The organism is Fibrisoma montanum (assembly GCF_003583365.1).
GTDB lineage: Bacteria > Bacteroidota > Bacteroidia > Cytophagales > Spirosomataceae > Fibrisoma > Fibrisoma montanum.
This window is the reverse complement of record NZ_QXED01000003.1, coordinates 1-20572: the sequence shown is the minus strand read 5'-3', so window position 1 is coordinate 20572 and position 20572 is coordinate 1. Positions and strand designations below refer to the sequence as shown.

Below are 20572 nucleotides of genomic sequence, written 5' to 3'. Positions count from 1 at the left end.
AATTAATTACCACGGTGTGGTTGCATTAACGAGTTGGTAAGATGTAGTTTTACCCGATCATATTTACGTACTATTCACGCATGAAGCACCTTTTCGCTCTTATCTTTTCTTTAACCGCTCTTTATGTTCAAGGTCAGTCTGTTGTGTATGTAACGCCGTTAGGGGCCGGTAACCAGTCGGGCAGTTCTTGGAGCGATGCGTTGCCGGGCAACCAACTCCAAAGTCGATTGGCATCGGCCAGTTCAGGTACTCAGTTCTGGGTAACGGGTGGTACGTACAAACCAACAACGGGCACGGACCGCGCTATTTCGTTTCGTATCCCATCAGGGGTACAAGTTTACGGTGGGTTCTCAGGAAGTGAGTCCACGCTTAATGGTAGACCTTCATCGACCTCAGAACCAAGTAGTACCACCTTTTCAGGTGATATAGGACTTATTCGTGATTATTTAGACAATAGTTACCACGTTGTCCGATTTGATAATGTAAATGACCAAACACTATTAAACAGAGTCACTATTACCGCTGGCTATGCCAGCGGACCAATATTAAACGGATCAATTCCTCATAGTTACGGAGCGGGTATATTTAATAATGCACAATACAGTGGTAATCGAAGCTTACCTACAATTAGTGACTGCGACTTTATTGGTAATACTGCTGTTTCCTATGGGGGAGCCATTTGCAATAGCGCTACTCTACAAGCTAGAGCCGTATTAACTTTATTAAACTGTCGATTCATAAACAATTCAGGATATGGAGGGGGCGCTATTTATAACGAAGCAGGCTCAACTGGTCAGTTTCAACTCTTTGCCACTAATTGTGTATTTACTGACAATAGAGCTTCTTATTTTGGTGGCGGTGTCAGTAGCTCCATTCGTGACGCAAGTACTAACAATGTTACCTTCACTAATTGCATTTTTACGGGCAACCATGCTGGGTGGAACGGTGGAGCCATTCATAACCAGAACGACAGCGGAAGTAGTTTACAAATAAAAGTATTGAACAGTTTGCTATTTAATAATTCTTGCCGGTATGGTGGAGCCGGAATTAATAATAACAGCACAGGAGCTTCCATATCTATTCAGGTTACTAATAGCACTCTTGTTAAAAACAATAATATTGAGGGTTTAGGAGGGGCTATCCGTAGTTCTTCTTTTGAAGCTCGGTTACCAGTAAGAAGCACCATCCAAAATTGTATCGTTTGGGGGAACAGTAGTGGTATTTTTGACGAAAAAAATGCTACATCTTTAATTACATATTCTGATATACAGGATAAAACTGACAGCTTATCTTCTCCCACCGGCAATCGTAGCATCAATCCTTTTTTTAATGATTTTGAAAACAACGATTTCCGGCTTCTTTTTGGCAGCCCCTGCATCAACACCGGCGATCCGGCCAGCACAGCCGCTACCGTTTCGGAGAAAGACCTTGATGGCAATCCTCGAATTGCTGAGAACCGAATTGACATGGGCGTTTACGAATTTCAGCTTACTTCACAGCCGACCGCCGACCTCAGCCTCAGCCTGCAGGTCAGCAACCGGACACCGAATCCGAACCAGCCTATTTCGTACATCCTGATCGTAACGAACAACGGTCCCAGTCCGGCCACCAACGTAATCTGGCAGAACCGCCTGCCCGACAACTTAACCTTTGTCGGGGGAGACAATGTATCAGCTACCAACGGTATTCTTAGTGGTCAGATTGGGTCACTGACTTCAGGAGCCAGCGCATCCTTCACGTACCAGTTACGTCCGACGCAATCAGGACGGTACGTGAATGCGGCTCAGGTTACGTTTGCCGACCAGCCCGACCCTGACAGTCAGCCTGACTCCGGTACGGGTGATGGCCAGGATGATGCAGCAGCCATCGAGATTCGCACCGCGAACGGCGACGGACCGGTATTCGTCTCCGCTAACCCTAATCAGGTTCCGCTGCCTCCGCTGCAATCCAACCAGCCAACACCTGATCCGAACAAGATTGATCTTTCCTTAGCCCTTTCGGTAAGCAATCGTTCGCCCAGGGTCGGCGACCTACTGACCTACACCCTGGTCGTCAGCAATCGGGGTGGTGCAACAGCCAGTACTGTCAACGTCATGGTTTATTTGCCCAATGGTCAGCCGTTTGAGTCCAGCGACTCCCTTACACCCACCGGCGAAGCATTATCTGGTGGCGTGAATACCCTGGCTCCCGGCGCTCAGGCCGTATTCATTTATAAAACACGAGCTACGCAACCCGGTGCCGCCATCACCCGGGCTCAAATCCGGCAGGCCAGTCCACCAGATGTTGACTCTACACCTGATAACGGCACGGAAAACGGCGAAGACGATACCGCCCAGATCAGTATTCGCACCGTATCGAACTAACCAGCCAGGCAAAAACAAACCCCGAACGGCTGGCCGTTCGGGGTTTGTTTTTATACTCAATTCGGTTGCTTAGAACCGGTCGTCATCATCGTCCTCTTCTTCCTCGAAGCGGGTGCCGGGACTGAACATCGATCCCAGCAGGTCTTTAAACTGCTGGCCAGTGTCCATGGCCTTCTTCCCGATAAGCGAGTGTTCGGCCAGGCCGTGGAGGGCAAACTCCATCATAAAGAGCTTCTCCTGCCGTCCGAGCCGGGGATGGTACTGATCGACCAGATCATCCAGACCGTCGATGGTCCGGAGCCGGGCTTCGTAGTCACGGTTGCTCAGGTCGTTCAGAATCTCCATGACGTTGTTCTCGCCAAACCAGTCGGCTATCTTCTTATACGGGTTGCCACGCTTGTCTTTCTTAGCCTTTTCCGGATTTGGGAAGTACTGCAGAAACTGGTTGCGGACGGCTTTACCGATCAGGTTCTGGGCTACAATGACCGGTCCTTCGACCTCGCCTTCGTACACCAGCTCCACCTTGCCGCAGATCGCCGGAACTACCCCGTACAGATCAGCGATCCGGACATACGTTTCTTTCTCACCATTCAGCAATACGCGTCGTTCGGCGGCAGACAGCAGGTTCTCATAGGCCGAGATGGTCATCCGGGCCGACACGCCACTTTTCGAGTCAACGTACTCACTTTCACGGGCTTCGATCGCTATCTGTTCAATCAGGTCAGTGATCAGATCATTGGTTTTCACCATACCTTTCTGCTCCGTCTTGACAATAGCCTCCTGCATGGTGATTTTCTTACCGATCTCAATCGATTTCGGGTAGTGCGTCACGATCTGGCTGTCGATCCGGTCTTTCAGCGGGGTCACGATGCTGCCCCGGTTTGTATAATCTTCCGGGTTGGCCGTGAATACAAACTGAATGTCGAGCGGTAGCCGCAGCTTAAAACCCCGAATCTGGATGTCGCCCTCCTGCAGAATATTGAACAGCGAGACCTGGATACGTGCCTGCAAATCAGGCAGTTCGTTGATGACAAAAATACAGCGGTGCGACCGCGGAATCAGTCCGAAGTGGATGGTCCGTTCGTCGGAGTACGGCAGTTTCAGCGTAGCGGCCTTGATCGGATCCACATCGCCGATCAGGTCAGCCACCGATACGTCGGGCGTTGCCAGTTTCTCAGTGTAACGGTCGCTGCGGTGCATCCAGGTGATGGGCGTCTGATCGCCTTTTTCCTGAATCTGGTCGAGGGCATACCGCGACAGGGGCTGCAGCGGATCGTCGTTCAGTTCAGAACCGGCTACGACCGGAATGTACTCGTCGAGCAGATTGATCATCAGGCGGGCGATCCGGGTTTTTGCCTGCCCACGAAGCCCCAGCAGGTTGATGTGGTGCATGGACAGAATAGCCCGCTCTACTTCCGGAATTACGGTATCTTCATAGCCCCAGATGCCGGGAAAAACCACTTCCTTTTCTTTGATACGCTCGATCAGGTTATCCCGAAGTTCCTGTTTGATGGAGCGCGGCTCGTACCCGGCGGCCTTCAGTTCGCCGAGTGTTGTAATCTTTAGTAAGTCCTTTGATTTCAGGTTGCGGTAGTTCATTGGCAGCAATTAATAATACAACGTGAATACCCGTCCCGGCGAGCAAGAAGCGTTTGAATGGTACGCTGTTTGCTGTATAGTATTCACCATCCGGATAACAGGCTTTTGGAACAAATGGTTTTTCGATACTGAAAATGGTTAATTTTACCAGTCTGATCGAGGGTGCAGCCGTTCTCTGCCGTGTATGAAATCAATCCTACTCCGTTACATTAGCTTTCTCCTGCTTATTACCTTCTCGGGTTGCCGAATCAAAAATTCCCCGCCGGAATTGGCCAGCACACTGCCTGGACAGGGCTTTATCGGACAGGAGATTACGCTGACCGGCTACCAGTTCGGGCCGGAACCCATCGTCAGTTTTGGCCATTCGGGCACGTTCGTGACGGCCACGATTACCAATAGTACGGAACAGGCCATCAAAGCCATTGTGCCGCGTATGACCACCGGCCGAACCCAGGTACGGGTCGTCACATCCGAGGGAACCTCTGATCCGTTGCCCTTTCTGATTCTGCAGCCCGCCCCCACGCTCACTACTGTGGCACCAACCAACGGCCTGCCCGGTACATCGGTCGTGTTAAAAGGCGATTTCCTGGATCAGCTAAAAAGTGTCCGATTTGGGCAGGCCACGGCCACCATCCGGGACAGTACGGCGCAGCAGGTTACGGTCATTGTTCCGAACAACGTACCGCGTGGCCCGCAGCTCATCACCGTCGAGACCCAGGGGGGTAGCCTGACGGGCGATTTTCTGGTGGCCGGCACTCCCCAGATTACGGGTATTTCGCCGAAACGGGCCCGGGCCGGTACTGAACTGATTATCCAGGGCGTGAACCTCCTCGATGGGGTGGTGCGCATCAACGGCCAGTTGACCGACCGCAACCAGACCCGGGTGCAGGACACCGAAATCCGAACCGTTATTCCGGCGAACGCCACCTCAGGACGAGTCAGCGTAACGGTATTCGACCGGCTAACAACGATCAGTGCCGACAGCCTGCAAATTGCCTCCGCGCCGATTGTAACCGCCATTAGTAGTGCAGAGGGTATCCGGGGCGACAAAATCACGCTAACCGGACAGAATTTCCGCGACGTGTCCAGTGTGTTGTTTGGCAACGCATCGGCCACGTTTCAGATCGTAAACGATGGTCAACTGGACGTAACCGTTCCGACGCTGCCTCAGTCCGGTGAGGTTATTGTTTCGGTGAGTGGTATTGGCGGTAATGCCAACAGTCCCCGATCGTTTCTATACTACCAGGCCCCCAGCAACATCAACTTCAATCCTTCCCGGCAGGTACGCGGCCAGGAGGTGAGCATTACGGGCCAGAATCTGTTCCGCATCACTGAGGTACGTATCGGCGACCGGCCGGCCCCGATCAGCAGCCGGACAGAGGGATCCGAAATTCGCGTGTTTATCCCGAATGAAGCCGTCACCGGAGCAATCACCGTCAGCAACCGGGCCGGCAGCGGTACGTCCGGCCGGGCCCTGACGGTCGTGCAGAGGGCGGTTATCACTGAGGTCAGTCCACGCCGGGGCCGACCCGGCGACCGCGTTGTGATTAAAGGGAACTTCCTGCTTAACGCCCAGATTTTCTTTGCCGGGGCCGCGACCTTTGCCGACGATGCGGGTAAGAATGATGACACTGAACGGTGGGTAACCGTACCCAACGATGCCCAGACCGGGCCGATCCGGGTATTCAACGCAACCGGTCAGGATACCTTCACGGAGGTGTTTACGGTGCTTCGAACGGTATCGAACATTGACTTCAGCCCGAAAACCGGTAAAGCCGGAACGGAAATCACCATTACAGGTCAAAACCTGAATACCGTAACGGGAATACTGTTCGGCAACGGGCAGGGCGGCTCCGCTACGTACGAACTCGTCGGCAATACGCTTAAGGTCGTTGTTCCTCCGGCCGTAATCACCGGTCCAATTTGCCTCATCAATGACGCAGGGACGGTTTGCAGCACGGTTATTTTTACCGTAGCAAAGTAAACCAGACCCGGTTGCGCTTCGGCAAGGTATGAGAGCGTATGACAGAGTCCTGACACGGCGAAAGCAGGATTCTGTCAACAGCAGCGCTTTAATTAACGACGGTACAAAACTTTCGGCGCTGGTTGAGGCTGTTGAGCAAGTCATGCTTCGACTTTCCCTTTTTGTAGAACGGTTACCGTTCGCTTTGCTTTCTTATACCGCTACTTTTTAGGGACACCCCTTCATTCATGTGCATTCTACAAAAGCGTATTGAAACAATCACCCATTTTTTGTTACCTTTATTTTAAAATACATAACTAATTGAATTCTTTTTTAACCCGTTGCTTTTTTGTGAAGTACACCGTTACCTCGGGTCCACAACCGGTTTCCGATCGCCTAACAGTCGTTTCGCAGTTTGCCGGTTTATCGGTGGGGTGGCTTATCTGCCTGGTTGTTTGCCGGATTGGCGAACTCATTTATAACAGCGTCAGCCACGGCATACCGGAGTCGCTGCCGACAGTTGTCGCGTCTTCGCTGCTGATCGACGTTATTTATTTTCTACAAAGTTCGTTCGTTCTGTTCGTCGTTTTCTTTCTGCTATCGTTTCTATCCGGCAAACTGGCCCGAACCGTTTACGTACTGCTTTGCCTCCTGCTGATGCTCATTCAGTTGGGACTGATCGTCTACTTTGGTAAAACATCCGTATTGCTGGGAGCCGACCTGTATAGCTATTCACCAGAAGAGATTCAACAGACCGTTGGTGCCGCCGGTGGCCTGAGTGCCGGTCTCGTTGCAGGTATAGTCGCATTGGTTGTTCTGGTGCTGGTCATTTTTCGGTTCGTATCCTTCCCGCTTCAACCAACCGTTCGGTGGTCGGCCGGATTTATCGGGTTGGTTGTTATAGCCACAGTCTTCAATGCCAGCACCTGGCTGTCGGAGCCGGTGTTTAAGACCGAATATGTTAACAACCTGGTGGTTAATAAACCTGCTTATCTGGCCCAGGCAACCATCGCGCATTTTTCCGGCCCTGTCGATGAGGGCGTAGACATTTACGCGGATGCGTACATCGGCGATTACGGCGAAAGCACCACTACCGAAAGTAAGATCCAACAGATTAGCTACCTGGCCGAAAACCAGTATCCGTTTCTGCATGCTGACGACACCCCGGATGTACTCGGCCCCTTTTTCAACCAGTCGCCCACCCCACCTCACGTAGTTATTCTTATCGTCGAAGGACTTGGGAGAGCTTTTACCGGGACCGATGCCTACCTCGGCAGCTTTACCCCTTTTATCGATTCACTGGCTCAGCGTAGCCTTTACTGGGAAAACTTCCTGAGCGAAGGCGGACGTACCTTTGCTGTTCTGCCCTCTATTCTCGGTTCGCTACCGTTTGCAACCCAGGGCTTTTCGGATCTGGGGAGTCGGATGCCTGATCACCTTTCGCTGACGGGTATCCTCCGGAAAAACGGCTATCAACCGGCCTTTTATTATGGAGGAAGCGCCCAGTTCGACAACATGAACGGGCTGCTTCGCAAACAGGGTGTAAGCCGTATTTTTGATGAACCAACCTTTGGCAGCGGCTATCAGAAAATGCCCGGTATCAACGGATTCACCTGGGGCTATGGCGATAAGGACCTGTTCAGACACTACTTTGCCGTCAACGACCCGAGCGATACGCGGCCCAAACTCCAGGTACTGCTGACGGTATCTACCCACGATCCGTTCAAGATCAACGAGCAGACGGCGTACTTACAGAAAGCCGAGCAACGGTATGAAACGCTGGGCCTGACTGAGGACCAGAAGCAGGATCACCGCCAGTATACCGGTCAGTTTGCGTCCATTCTGTACATGGATGATGCGTTACGACAGTTTTTCGATACGTACCGCAACCGCCCAGACTTCAACAATACCATTTTCCTGATTACAGGGGATCACCGGATGCCCGAAATCCCGATGACTACCAAGCTGGACCGCTACCACGTACCGCTCATTGTGTACTCGCCCTTACTGAAGCGCCGGGCTACGTTCCGGTCCATCTCGACTCATTTCGACATTGCTCCGACGCTGCTGGCGTTTCTTAGGAAGAACTACCAACTCAAAACACCGGCCATAGCCAGCTGGCTGGGCATCGGTATTGACACAACCCGCCAGTTCCAGAACGTACACGCCTATCCATTGAAGATGACCAAGGCAGAATTAAGTGACTTCGTGATGGGGCCGTATATGCTCAACCAAAAAACGCTATACCGCATCAATCCCAACATGAATCTTGAGCCGGTCAGTGAGCCGGGGCAGTTGAGCCGTCTGAACGCTACGTTTGAGCAGTACAAGCGAAAGAACGATAAATTCCTCACCGACACTAAACTGGTTCCTGATTCTGTACTGGCCCGCTATAAGTAGCCCCGAAGGTACGTATAGACTGACCGACCAGTAACGACTTACGTCACGTACCGAAATACGGTTCTGTAATGAACGGCCTGTCAGTTGTTTCTGCGTGGTTTAGTTGGCCCGGATGCGCCGATAATAGTCTTCCAGAATTTGGGTCATCATGGGGCGATACACCCGCCAGAAAAAACCTTTCCGTTCGGTAAGGCCTTCGGTCATGTACGCAAACGGTGACAGCCATTCGATACCCCGAAAATAAGCCGACGACATACTCACGGGATTGTCGCAAAAGTCACCGGCAAAGTAATAGAAGGCATAATCGGGCCCGTCGTGCATCAATATGGCCGGAAATCTGGTTGGGAGTCCGTAGCGCCTGAGCTCCCGCCGACCTTCGTCTGTCGGATAGATTTCATAGGATGCTACCTCGTTATTGATCCGGGGATCGTAGCTCAGAACATCAAACCAATACGTGTAGCGCATATGTTCGGGTAAGCCAAATTTTGATTTACCAACCGGCGTAGCGAGCATTTGCGGCAGCTTCCTGGTCAGGTGCATGTCTTCTTCCAGCACAACCACCGCGTCGTTTTCCGATACGTACACGATCCCGGCTTTGGTGAACGGCCACTGCCCCTTATGCTGTCGTTTGTAATTCCTGACCAGCCAGCGCGGCAACTCCTGGTTCACCGTCGTATCCAGCGAATCGAAAAAACGACCGATCCAACCCGTCCACTGCACCCCGAAAGTAGACTCAAACTGATTCCGAACGGCCGGATCGGTCGGCGAGTTGATGTCATTGAATTCGGCAATCACCAGCTTGTGATTCTGCTTCATTTGCCGTAAAAAATGAACGTCCTTCCGGCTCATTCCCCCATAGATGATTCCGGATCGCTCGGTGGCGGTTTGGCTTTGGAACCACTCCTGCCGGTATATTCCGTACGTATCGGTATAATAAGCCAGATCACAGTCCTGGCTGAGTTGCGTGAGCTGCTGATCGGAGAAGCGTTCCAGCCCTTTGAGCCGGTACTGCTGATTGTCCAGCGGGAAAAAGCCGAAGTAATCCTGATCAATCGCATAAGGCTGGGTTTTGGTTTTGGTGAAGCGCTGGTGATTCAGAATCCACGTCAGCGAAATATGCTCCTGCCCATCCGGATGAAGCACCGTTTTGTCGACAATGGCGGCTACCAGCTGGCGTTTGGGCATCAGATACCAGGCCAGCCACATCCAGAACGGCAGCAATACCACCAGCCCGATCAGGAAGTAAGTACGGTTACGTTTACGCATGAAATCAAAAGAAACTAAAAACGGTAGCGCAGTACAAAGTCAATACCCCACTGATTGCCGCGTGGCCGGCTGTTCTGCTCCTCTGCAAACCAGGAAGCAACTACCGACGGCACCCACCGACGCCGAACGCTTTTCCGGAATTCAACGCTGGCCCGCTGCGATCCCAGCTTCCGCAAATCCTGACCCAGCAGTACGTTCCGGGCTTCATCCGGCGAAATCCCTGTGCCGCCCGCTACGGCAACGAAATCGTCGGCCGACCCGTAGTAGTACCGCACCGTACCAATGTAGGTTTGCGAAATATCGCTGCTGCCCGGCACCAGGTACGTGCGGAAGTTGAACCAGAAGTTTTTGTAATACTTCCCCAGCGATACGGTGTAAATCCAGGTCTCGTCGGTGAATCTGAGGTACCGGAAACCGGCCTCAGCTTCGAAGCTTTTGGGGAGATTGGCGTACAGCGAAAACCCCGCCCGAAACCGGGGAAACACCGGTTCATCGCCCGACAGCCCAACATTCACGTAACTATAGAACGTATTACTAATGCGTGGATACGCATCGAATTCGGCCTGAAATCCGGTGGTAGCAAACCGGTTCGCGTAGTTGATTCGGCCCGAAACGGACCCCAGTTTCGTTGACCGGCTGTAGCTGATGCTGGCAATGCGCCAGGGACTTTCGTGCAGCGCGTCGTTGTAATTTTTATCAAAATACAGGTATTCGTAACCGACGATGACCGAATTTTTGCTGGCGGCCCATTTCAGCCGGTCGGCCAGTGCGCGGGCATCGGCGTTGTCGGGATTAAGTTTCAGAAGCTGGTTCACCACCGCGAACGCGTCTGTGGTTAACTTCAGATCGTTCAGTACCCGGGCTTTTTTCAGCAGCAGGTCGCTATCGGTCGGGTAATGACGAAGGGCCGTATTGCAATACACCAGCGCCTGGTCGGGGCGATCGTTCCAGAACTCCAGATCAGCCGCTGCGCTCAGGGCATCCCGATTTGTGGAATCCGTCTGCAAGACCAGGGCAAACTGCTCACGTGCTTCCGGCAGTTTATCACTCCAGGTATATAACCGGCCCATGAACGTACGTATCTCGGCATAATCAGGGCTTTTCTGCAAGGCCTGCTGGCAGAGCGCTATGGCCCGGGGATAATCTTTGTTGTCAAACGCAGCCTGTCTGGCCTGCCTGAACAGTTCATCGGAGCCAGGATCGGTCTGGGCGTCGGCAGGGAACTGACCCAGCAGGCAGAATACTAGAATAAGGTAGATAATCTTCACGGTACGGTCGGTTAATACATTACACTTCTAGTTGGTTGGGGTTGGCGTCGTCGGAGGGGCGGGAGCGGGTTTGCTTAGTCCCTGGCGTGTCATACTCCCCCACCCTTTTTTACCCCGCAGGTAATCAATATTCCCCCGAATGCTGCTGTAGACGGTAAACGGATGGTAAAAAAACGGCTCGATAACGGCCATCAATATCAGTCGGCCCAGGTCTCGTTTACTACGGTACTGCAAATACGTTTTCTGGTCGACCCAGATGGCAAAACACGACAGACAGACGGCGTAGCTATATACCGTAGCCAGCAGTAACCAGAAACTGGACGCATTAATAACCCCGAGAATCCAGAGCAGCAGACTGGCAATCAGTCCTAATGACTCGACAATGGGAGCCAGCCACTCGTAGAAAAACCAGAATGGATAACTGACGAGCCCCATGATGCGGTAGTGTGGGTTGAAGAACACCTTGCGGTGAAATTTCAGGCAATCCATCAGGCCACGCGTCCAGCGATTGCGCTGCCGCCCCAGAATCTGCCAGCCCGAGGGGCCTTCTGTCCAGCACAATGGGTCGGGTATGTACCGCACAGCATAGGGCTGACGGCGCTCCTCCATCATCCGGCGCATGCGCATGACCAGTTCCATATCTTCGCCTACGGTTTTATGCGAATAGCCCCCGGCTTCAATGACGGTCTGTTTGTCAAACAGGCCAAGCGCCCCCGAAATGAGCAGCAGGCCGTTCACTTTGGCCCAGGCTACCCGGCTCAGCAGAAAAGCCCGCATGTATTCCAGCACCTGCGCCCGCGCAATCAGGTTCCGGGGTACGTTGACCTGAATCAGCCGGCCGTCACTAACGACGCAATCATTGGCCAGGCGAATCACGCCCCCCGTTGCAATCACTTTCTGATCGGTTTCTTCCAGAAACGGTTTGATCATACGTAACAGCGCGTCCCGCTCCAGCACGCAGTCGACGTCAATACAGGCAATCATTCTGCCGGAGCAGACATTGATACCGGCATTCAGCGCATCCGACTTGCCACCGTTCCGTTTATCAACCACAGTCAGGTGCGAAACGGCCTCATCCTGTGCTTTGTAGACCCCCAAAATCTCCTTGCACTCGACCCGTTGCTGGATCATCAGGGCGGTTTTCTCCAGCTTGTAGGCATCGATCAGCCGCTGCAACGTATCGTCTTTACTCCCATCATTGACGATAACTACTTCAAAATTCGGGTACTCCAGGGCCAGCAACGACATGGCGTTATCAACGATGTTGAGGGCTTCGTTATAGGCCGGTGCGATGATGGAAATCTTGGGCGAAAGGGGCGACGTCAGAATCTGTCGGTAATCGACAAACGACGTTTCCGCTACGTGCTGCCTGATTACCCGATACGATGCAATGGCTGAAGCCGAATAGATCAGCATCAGCACCAGCGTATACAACAGAAACAGGTACGTAAACAGGTCGGCCCAGATACTCATGACAGCTTCGGGTCAAACAAATGATCAATGTACCGCGGCTCAGTGGTTAATCCGGCGAGTTCATCCCTCGACAGACCAATCTCTTTCAACGCTTTGAGGGCCGTAAAGCGAACGGTGCCATCAGTATGGTCGGTATACCCTACAATCAGATCGATCACATCCGGATCCCCCTGGTTGCCCAGCACCTGTAAGGCACGGATTAACCGTTCGCCCGTTGCCTTCCGAATGTAGTCGATCAGGAACGGTATGGTTTCGGGCGAACCCAGGTACTCAAACGCGTCGAGAACGGCCATCTGAATACGTTCATTATCGGTACGCAGCAAACCGCCCAGTTCCGTGACCTTATCGAACCGATTGAAGTGACGGCACAACCGAATCCCAAACAGCATCCAGTCGGGATGGGAGGACGTTAACCAGGCATCAAACGGCGGCAGTTGGCTGATGTCCATTCGCCGAAAGCGTTCCAGCAGTAAAATCTGCTCCCAGTCCGACAGTCGAAAGCTGGTATTTTCCACATCGCGCAGCCAGGTTTGATCTCCCAGCGACACCATCGCCGTAATCAACTCCAGCCGCAGCGTCATATTCCGGGTGGTCAGCTTGCGCTTCAGTAAAGGCAGGGCCAGCACCATCTGCAACTGACTGATAATCCGGGTAGCATACGCCTGTTCGTACCAATGGCCACTTTTCAGGAGCCTGTAACAGGTTCGGTGCAGATTCAGGCTGGTGAGCAGTTCGCGGAGAGCGGCCTGCCCTTCCTGGCGGAATAATTTACTGGTGGCCAGAATCACCGTAAGAATCACCCCCCCGGCGCGGGGGTCTTTTTTTAGCTCTTCGCGAAAGCTGATCACTAACTCCCAGGTTGAATAGTCGCCGGCTAACCAGATGGAAATCTCATCCTCAATACGGGCCTGCAGGGTGTCCGCCCAACGTTTCCGGCGGTTTCGAATAACCATTAAAACGAAGATGTAGCCGACGAGTATGAGGGCGGTTGTTATGGATCCAACAACGAGCGTTCCCAAAAGCAGCTGAAAGGGGCTGAGATCATCCAGCCAGTACGTATCAAGCACAGGAAACCAATCACGCTGGACCAATAGATCTCCTGACACCAGCCTGTCCACCCTATTTGCTGGCCAGATGCTTTCGAACGCGACTTACTATTTCGTTCGGGCTGAACGGCTTGAGGGCGTAGTCATCGGCACCGAGGCTGAACGCTTTTAACACGGTTTGCTCCTGACCGGTCGCCGAAAGCATTATGACGGGTATGCGGGCGTTAATTGTTTTCTTAACGTACTCCAGAATTTCCAGACCACTATGATACGGCATCATAAGGTCGGTGATGACCAGGTCAGGTGTGTTTGCCCGCAGACATTCCAGCGCCTGTTTTCCGTCAGAAGCAGTGAGTATTGTGTACCCTTCTTTCTGAAGCCGATACGACAGCATTTTGAGGACCAATGCTTCATCTTCAGCGATTAAAATAACCTGTGATTTGGTTCGTGGTGCGCCTTCCATTTAGTAAAGTTAACGAAATTTTGGTTTCGTAAACATTGACTAATCAAAAAGCGCTGAAATCGTTACTTACATTAAAGGTCGGTCATATTACCTTCGAGCTTTTTTTCCAGAATCGCCAGGCTCCGGTCAATGTCGAGAAACAAGCCTGCGAGCCTATCATTTGTCTCACTATCAAACCGTAACGTTTCTTCTTCAAGCTCTTTCAGCCGGCTGGCTATGCTGAGCATGGCCAGCGAATTGAGCGACGACCGGAACTTGTGAGCAACCTGGTTAAACGTTGACCGATCGTTTTCTTCCATGGCGGTAAACAGGTGTTGTCGATACTGCGGCAAATCCCTGACAAACAAAGCCATCAGCTCAGCCAGCAGTTCGGCATCATCGCCAGTTATCTCGTCCAGATACGCCAGATTCACCAGTTCGTGGTCAGTAGGCACGTTTGCCGGTTGACTACCGGGGGTTGCCTTCGCGGAAGGTGTCGGGGCAAATCGGGTGATCACTTCGCCAATTTGCTCGATCCGGAGCGGTTTGGTCAGATACTCGTTCATACCTACTGCCAGACAGCGTTCGCGCTCGCCGGGCATGGTGTAGGCAGTCATGGCCACGATTGGGGTGGTTAATTTCAACCGCTGACGAATGGTCTGCGTAGCCGTGTAGCCGTCCATTTCCGGCATCTGAATGTCCATCAGGATCAGGTCAAACGCGCTTTCTTTCAGGATTGCCACGGCTTCGAGTCCATTGTTGGCTTTGGTTGGCTTTAGTCCGAAGCGCATCAGGAACCCATCCAGTACCTTCTGGTTCATTTCGTTATCCTCAACAACCAGAATCCGCATAGCGGAGGGGTCCGGCATGGGATCAGGAGCCGGCACCGACGGGCTGGTTACTGTCGAAGGCGCGACTGACCGATCCGGAACGACACCCGGATCTGACACGGCGAGCGGAATCCGGGCGGTAAACGTGGTTCCCTGCCCCACGTGGCTCTCTACGTCGATCGTCCCGTTCATCAACGTAACCAGGCTCTTGGCAATGTTCAGACCCAGCCCCGTACCGGCTGATCGGAACAGCGTATCCGACGCGATCTGACTAAACCGGTTAAAGATGTGGTTGAGGTCGCTTTCGGGAATTCCGACGCCCGAATCCGCAATGCGGAACACAACGTTGACAACCCCGGTACGGTCTGAGGCTTCGGCATTCACGCTGAGTTTCACGAATCCCTCTTTAGTAAACTTCACCGCATTGTTGCCCAGATTCAGCAGAATTTGCGAAAGCCGGATGGGGTCAGCCATCAATACGGTCGGAACGCCCGGATCTACCTGTACGTCATACCGAAGCTTTTTCTGGGTTGCTTTTGCGCCCAGATCGGCCCCAACGCCCTGAATGAGTTCTTCGATATTGATCGGTTCGGGCTGTAGGGTTAACTGCCCCGATTCAATACTGGAAATATCGAGCAGTTCGTTGATGAGCGCCAGTACGTTATTGCCCGACATCTTAATTCCATCCAGGTATTCCTGTTCTTCGGGCGACAGCCGCTTGTGACTCAACAGTTCACTGAATCCCAGAATAGCATTCAGGGGTGTCCGGACGTCGTGGCTGATGTTGGCCAGAAAAATCTCGCGTTCCCGCAGCGACTGTTCGGCAATGGTACGTGCCCGTTGCAGTTCCTGCCCCTTTTGACGGGCCTCCGTAATGTCACGAAAAATAGAGATCGCGCCCACAAGATCCCCTTCCCGATTATACAGCGGCCGGGCGTGGGCAGCCAGAAACCGAACATCGCCTTCGGTTTCCAGCAACAGATTGTCCGTCGCAACGGCTTTGCCGTTCAGAGCCTGATTCAACGGCAGATCAGCTGCTTCCAGCGGCTTTTTTGTATCGGCCTGCAACAGCCGGAAACGCTCCGCCCAATCAGAAAACTGAACAGGAATGTCGGTCGACGACGTATTCAACAGGCTTTGACCGGCCTGGTTCACGTAGATAATCTGCTGCTCGGTATTCAGAACGGCCACCCCCTCCGGAATAGCCTCCAGGTACTGGGTTAACTCTTTCTGACGGTCTAGGGCCAGCTTGGTAAGCCGTTCGCGACGGAGCATATACCGGTAAAAGACGTACAGCAGGGCCATTGCGAGCAGCAGCACCAACCCATCAATAACCGTATCGAGCAGACGAACCGTTTTAATCTGTTCCCGAATGCGTTCCTGATCATCGAGCAGGCTGTCGGCCAGGGCCAAACGAAACGTCCGCAGCGACCGCACCAGCCGCTGAATCTGCCTGGGGGCGTTATCCTGCTTACTTAGTCCCGATTGGAAAATAGTTTCTGCTTCCGCCTGTAACCGACGCGCCAGGGGATAGAGTTCAGGGGTATGGCGACTGAGCGCAACGAGCGAATCAAGCAGTGGCCGGATGGCGGCCGTGTTCCGCGCCGAGCGATTGTTTTTGTAAATGGCCTGCGCTGTTTTGTCAGTTAGCTGGTCATCGGCCGGATAGCTCAGTTCGAGCGTCAGTTCAATGGTGTTGTTCAGCACCGCAATCGTTTGAATCACCGACTGACTGCCGCTATTTACCTGATTATACGCCGTTGTCTCGTAGTAATGGCGCGTGGTCAGCAGCAAAATAGTCAGTCCGAAACCGACAAGCAGCAGAATACGGACAGTACGGTTTCGGCTTTTTCGTTTTATCGGCGCAGGTGATTCAACCATCGATTAGCACGACAAGGTGCAGTTTTTAAGCAGGCAAGAACGTAATAATACGTTCATTAATTGCTTTGTGCATTGACAAATGTAGAATTAGTAATTGGTTTTCCACGAGTCCGGACAAGCAACGAACGGTCGTTTCTACAGTAGGCCTGAACGAGGTGAAGCCTTACCAGCAACTGCTTGCCCGTAATTTAGTGCGTATACTGCCGGAGCAGGCCTTTGTTGTATTATTCTTTGTTTTATTTTGCACCCTGTTACATGTTTTTTTAGTTGTACTGTTTAGTGTCGCTACAACTATATATCACTACCTGTCTGTTATTACCCACGTAAGCGTTTGTAAACATGAAACATTCTGTACCGTTCCTCTTCATTGTTGCTTTATTTGGTATGACCAGTTGTAAACTGGACGTAATTCAACCCGAAGAGTCCCACCTGAATTCAACGGGGCGTATGACAGCCGATGTTCAGGCCGATTACAGAGGAGTGTACGTCGATGGCTTTCGGCATATACTTGGCAACAGCCAGCGCGAAGATTCGTTACTGACCTGGTGCGTGAGCCATTCCATCAACGCCATCAGCCTGTACGACCTCAACACGGTCATGGGCGATGAACGCTACACCGAACTGGCCTGGTTTGTCAAGAAAGCACGTACCAACTACGGCATCAGCCAGGTAGCCGCCGTTCGTGGTTCGTCGGCCAACTTTACCCAAAACGCAACGTATGATGCGTCCAGAATGGATCTGAATGAACGCTTCAACGTATACAACCTGGAAAATGAGTGGTGGAACAATGGCCCTTCCTGCAACTTCTCCTGCTACAGTACCATTCTGCAGTCGATGAGCAACAAAGCCCGGAATGCATCCCCCCCCATAACGGCTGAGGCTTATATAGGCTGGTTCCAGAATCCGACTGGTCAGGAATCACAACAGGCAAAGACACTGGTTCGCTGGCTTGACCGCATTCTGGTACACGACTACCGTCCGTATCCGCAGTTTGGCTACATGCAGAGCCGGCTGTCGCTGCTTGGCAAGGCCGCTCAGAATCAGAACCGGGTGCTGGATGTCATCGTCCTGTTCAGTGCCGAGCCGGAGTTTATGCAGAACTATTTTAGTGTCAGCGGTCAGAATCATTCCTTCGATGAAGCCTACGCCGACATCGTCAATCAATTCAATGCCGCTACGTTTTCCGGGAAAAATAACATCCGGCTGATCGGCTATCAAATCTTCGATTATTCATTCGCTAAACAGGCCCGACCAACGTATATATCGCTTTTTCAGTAAGCTGATTACGTACCAATCCGGCTAATTTGCCCCGGAATTTTTGCGTTCCTTTAGCGCCAGCCGGACCAGATCGACGGTGTTTTTGACCCCGGCTTTGCGGATGATGCTGGCGCGTTGGTTGGCGACCGTATTGGGGCTTATGTCGAACCGATCGGCGATTTCACGGCTGCTCATGCCTTCGGTCAGGCAGGTCAGAATCTGCTCTTCGCGCGGGGTGAGCTTATTCCACAGGGAGCCGGCCGAGCCGGTCTCATCGGTTGCTGGTTCCCGGTTCCGGCGCGACGCATTGGGCAGGACCAGATGCCGGATAATGACCGACGACGCGGAGGTCGGGTAATACAGATCACCGGTGGCGACGACGCGGACCGCCCGCAAAATTTCGTCTTCACTGGTGTCCTTGAGCAAATACCCCGCAGCTCCGCTCTGTACGGCATTCAGAATGTAATCGGGGTTGTTGTGCATGCTGAAAATCAGTACCCGGACCTCAGGGTACCGTTGGGCAACAACCCTGGTTACCTCAATACCCGACATGCGCGGCATGGTGATATCCAGCAGCATGACATCGGGTTTAAGGGCAGGAATTAGATCGATGGCCTCGTCGCCGTCGGTGGCCTCGCCAACAATCTGAATATCAGCTTCGTCTTCGAGCAGCGTACGAATGCCTTTTCTCACTACGGAATGGTCGTCGGTAATCAGCAGTCGTATCGGCATGGTTAGCTATGCGTTGTGTCGGATAAAATCAGTTTGACCATCACTTTGGTGCCTTTCTTCGGTTTCGACGAGATGGTCAGGTCGCCGTTGAGCAGCCGCGCCCGGGTTCGCATGTTGTCGAGGCCGTTGGTCGGTGATACGTTCCTGGCTTTGGTTGCACCATTTTGGATCGAAAATCCTTTCCCGTCGTCTTCCACAACCAGCGTAATGCTGGACTTCAGCCGTTGGAGTCGGATGCGTATGGTTCGCGCATCGGCATATTTGACCGCGTTGTTGAGCGCTTCCTGCGCGATACGATACAGCCCAATTTCGACGGGTTGCGGTAATCGGGCATCAAGGCCCGTGCCTTCAAAAGTAATCGCACTGCCCGACGATTGCGTCGTTTGTTCGGCCAGCAGCTGCAAGGTAGCTTCCAGACCGAAATCACCCAGAACCGAGGGCATCAGATTGTGCGAAATCTGCCGGGTGGTCTGGATGATGTCCTGAATTGTGTGGCAAAGCTCCTCAAACCGCAGCCGTTGTTTCTCGTCCGGAAACTCGCCTTTTTTCAGCTTACCTGCCTGTAACTTCAACCCCGTCAGCATCTGCCCGATGCCGTCGTGGAGTTCGCGGGCGAAGCGTCGGCGTTCTTCTTCCTGACCCTCCAGCAGAGCCGCCGACCGAACGGTATCCTCGGCCCGCTGGAGCTGGTACTTCTCCTCCGTTGTCTGCAACAGTTCCTGCCGGGTGTCGACCAGCGTTCGATTGGCCCGTTCGAGTTCCAGGTTGGTGGCTTCCAGTTTGTTGTTAGCTAGCCGCAAAGCTTCTTCTGACTCAGCCAGTCGACGGATAACCGTACGGGTTCGCTTCACTACCGGACGAAAGATAAACAATCCCTCAATAAACAACGTCAGCAGCGTAGCGGCCCCCAGCAGCCAGTCAACCCGTTCGAGGTACTTAACCCGCGCGAAGCTTTCGGCATCGAACCGAAATACGATATCATTCATCCGGCGCAGATACGACGGTTCTTCACGCAGAATCACCTGTAATGCACTCTGTTTCTGCGCGATAGGCGTCCGGGCGTTGCTGATCTGGGCAAAGCTCCGGTACATGGCCTGAAACGACGACTCAAGCTGCCGGAACATGGCATTGAGCGAATCACTTTTCCGCACGGCGTAGTCTTTCTCCATGAACAGGGTGCCGTTCCGAAGCTGCACGTGCGTTCGGCCCCAGACCGACAGTAACGAATCGAACGAGGTTTTGTCGGCCGATGGAATTCCGGCAATCTGTAGCACCGTGAGCTTTGTAAGACGCTGGCTCAGCATGCGTTGCCGACCCGCTACGTTCAGCACGCGCCCGTCGTCGTTGAGGTTATTGATGGTTTGCTTGATGAACAGCAGCCCGCTGACCGTTAGCAGCGCAATACACGTTAGCGCAATCACGTAAAAGCGCGTAAGTCGGCGGGCTACCTGTTGGTCAAGCTGGTTCATCTTGTGTGGTTTGTGGTTTGTAGTTTGTGGTTCGTGGTTTGTAGTTCGTGGTTACGGTTCCCCGGCGGGGAACCGTAACCACGAACTACAAACCACGAACCACAAACTACAAACCAATATACACCAATCCATCGTCTACCAGAATTGGGTACGTCCTGATTCGGTACTCGCTATCCGTCAGGCAGTGGCCCGTTTCCAACGAAAACGTCTTTTTGTGAAACGGGCAGGCTACTTTCGGCTCATCGCCCTGGCTACCAATCATGCCCCGGGCGAGGGCCGTCTGCTGCCGGTGCGGACAGGCATTATCGGTGGCGTACCACTCGCCCCGGCGGGCGTAGTTAAAGAGGGCAATCTGACGGTCTTCAATCAGGACACAGGCCCCGCCGTTGTCCGGAACATCCGCTACGTGGCAAGCCAGATGCCACGTCAATTCTTCTTTATCGATTACGATTGACTCCATGATGGTTTATGGTGTTTGAGTGCGCTTTTGTCATCCCGAGGAACGACCGGGCCGCCGGAGCGGGGATCTTCTGTAGCCGGAGGTTCTCAGTCTCACCCGAAGATCCCCGCTCCGGCGGCCCGG

14 protein-coding genes are annotated in these 20572 nt (G+C 52.9%); 4 read left to right on the top strand and 10 right to left on the bottom strand.

Features of this window, described 5'->3' with window-relative positions; all coding sequences use genetic code 11:
• The first annotated feature begins 80 nt into the window (after positions 1 to 80).
• Positions 81 to 2363: a DUF11 domain-containing protein gene (locus DYU11_RS09970; RefSeq protein ID WP_119667542.1), complete on the top strand. Its 2283-nt coding sequence runs from the start codon at positions 81 to 83 to the stop codon at positions 2361 to 2363.
• Between the two features lie 69 nt (positions 2364 to 2432).
• Here DYU11_RS09970 and DYU11_RS09965 read toward each other — a convergent pair whose 3' ends face one another.
• Positions 2433 to 3962, bottom strand: coding sequence for a P-loop NTPase family protein (locus DYU11_RS09965; RefSeq protein ID WP_119667541.1), 1530 nt, complete (start codon positions 3960 to 3962; stop codon positions 2433 to 2435).
• A gap of 184 nt (positions 3963 to 4146) precedes the next feature.
• Here DYU11_RS09965 and DYU11_RS09960 point away from each other — a divergent pair, with 184 nt between their 5' ends.
• Positions 4147 to 5946 (top strand): IPT/TIG domain-containing protein, encoded by a 1800-nt coding sequence (locus DYU11_RS09960; RefSeq protein ID WP_119667540.1) that lies wholly within the window; start codon positions 4147 to 4149, stop codon positions 5944 to 5946.
• 330 nt (positions 5947 to 6276) lie between these two features.
• The gene (locus tag DYU11_RS09950) at positions 6277 to 8325 is read left to right on the top strand and encodes an LTA synthase family protein (protein WP_119667538.1); all 2049 of its coding nucleotides are present in this window, start codon (positions 6277 to 6279) and stop codon (positions 8323 to 8325) included.
• Between the two features lie 99 nt (positions 8326 to 8424).
• Here the strand turns inward: DYU11_RS09950 and DYU11_RS09945 are convergent, their stop codons facing one another.
• The 6 genes from DYU11_RS09945 to DYU11_RS09920 all read right to left on the bottom strand — a co-directional run bounded on the left by DYU11_RS09945 (position 8425) and on the right by DYU11_RS09920 (position 16531).
• A complete protein-coding gene (locus tag DYU11_RS09945; protein WP_119667537.1) occupies positions 8425 to 9591 on the bottom strand; it encodes a hypothetical protein in 1167 nt (388 codons plus the stop codon).
• Between the two features lie 14 nt (positions 9592 to 9605).
• Complete coding sequence (locus tag DYU11_RS09940; RefSeq protein WP_119667536.1) at positions 9606 to 10859, bottom strand: YaiO family outer membrane beta-barrel protein; 1254 nt, start codon at positions 10857 to 10859, stop codon at positions 9606 to 9608.
• 27 nt (positions 10860 to 10886) lie between these two features.
• Positions 10887 to 12332: a glycosyltransferase family 2 protein gene (locus tag DYU11_RS09935; protein ID WP_119667535.1), complete on the bottom strand. Its 1446-nt coding sequence runs from the start codon at positions 12330 to 12332 to the stop codon at positions 10887 to 10889.
• Positions 12329 to 13285, bottom strand: coding sequence for a HEAT repeat domain-containing protein (locus tag DYU11_RS09930; protein WP_229365756.1), 957 nt, complete (start codon positions 13283 to 13285; stop codon positions 12329 to 12331). The genes DYU11_RS09935 and DYU11_RS09930 overlap by 4 nt, the downstream gene beginning before the upstream one ends.
• Before the next feature lie 166 nt (positions 13286 to 13451).
• Entirely contained in the window at positions 13452 to 13841 is a 390-nt protein-coding gene (locus DYU11_RS09925) for a response regulator transcription factor (protein ID WP_119667533.1), read from the bottom strand.
• A gap of 71 nt (positions 13842 to 13912) precedes the next feature.
• Positions 13913 to 16531, bottom strand: coding sequence for a PAS domain-containing sensor histidine kinase (locus tag DYU11_RS09920; RefSeq protein WP_119667532.1), 2619 nt, complete (start codon positions 16529 to 16531; stop codon positions 13913 to 13915).
• Between the two features lie 339 nt (positions 16532 to 16870).
• Between DYU11_RS09920 and DYU11_RS09915 the strand changes: the two genes are divergently transcribed.
• Positions 16871 to 17809: a hypothetical protein gene (locus DYU11_RS09915; protein WP_119667531.1), complete on the top strand. Its 939-nt coding sequence runs from the start codon at positions 16871 to 16873 to the stop codon at positions 17807 to 17809.
• Positions 17810 to 17830: 21 nt separating this feature from the next.
• Here DYU11_RS09915 and DYU11_RS09910 read toward each other — a convergent pair whose 3' ends face one another.
• The 3 genes from DYU11_RS09910 to nirD form a co-directional block, all read right to left on the bottom strand.
• On the bottom strand, positions 17831 to 18520 hold the full coding sequence (locus DYU11_RS09910; protein WP_119667530.1) for a response regulator transcription factor: 690 nt from the start codon (positions 18518 to 18520) through the stop codon (positions 17831 to 17833).
• Positions 18521 to 18522: 2 nt separating this feature from the next.
• Positions 18523 to 19989, bottom strand: coding sequence for an ATP-binding protein (locus DYU11_RS09905; RefSeq protein WP_119667529.1), 1467 nt, complete (start codon positions 19987 to 19989; stop codon positions 18523 to 18525).
• Positions 19990 to 20095: 106 nt separating this feature from the next.
• A complete protein-coding gene (gene nirD, locus DYU11_RS09900; protein ID WP_119667528.1) occupies positions 20096 to 20449 on the bottom strand; it encodes a nitrite reductase small subunit NirD in 354 nt (117 codons plus the stop codon).
• Positions 20450 to 20572 lie beyond the last annotated feature (123 nt).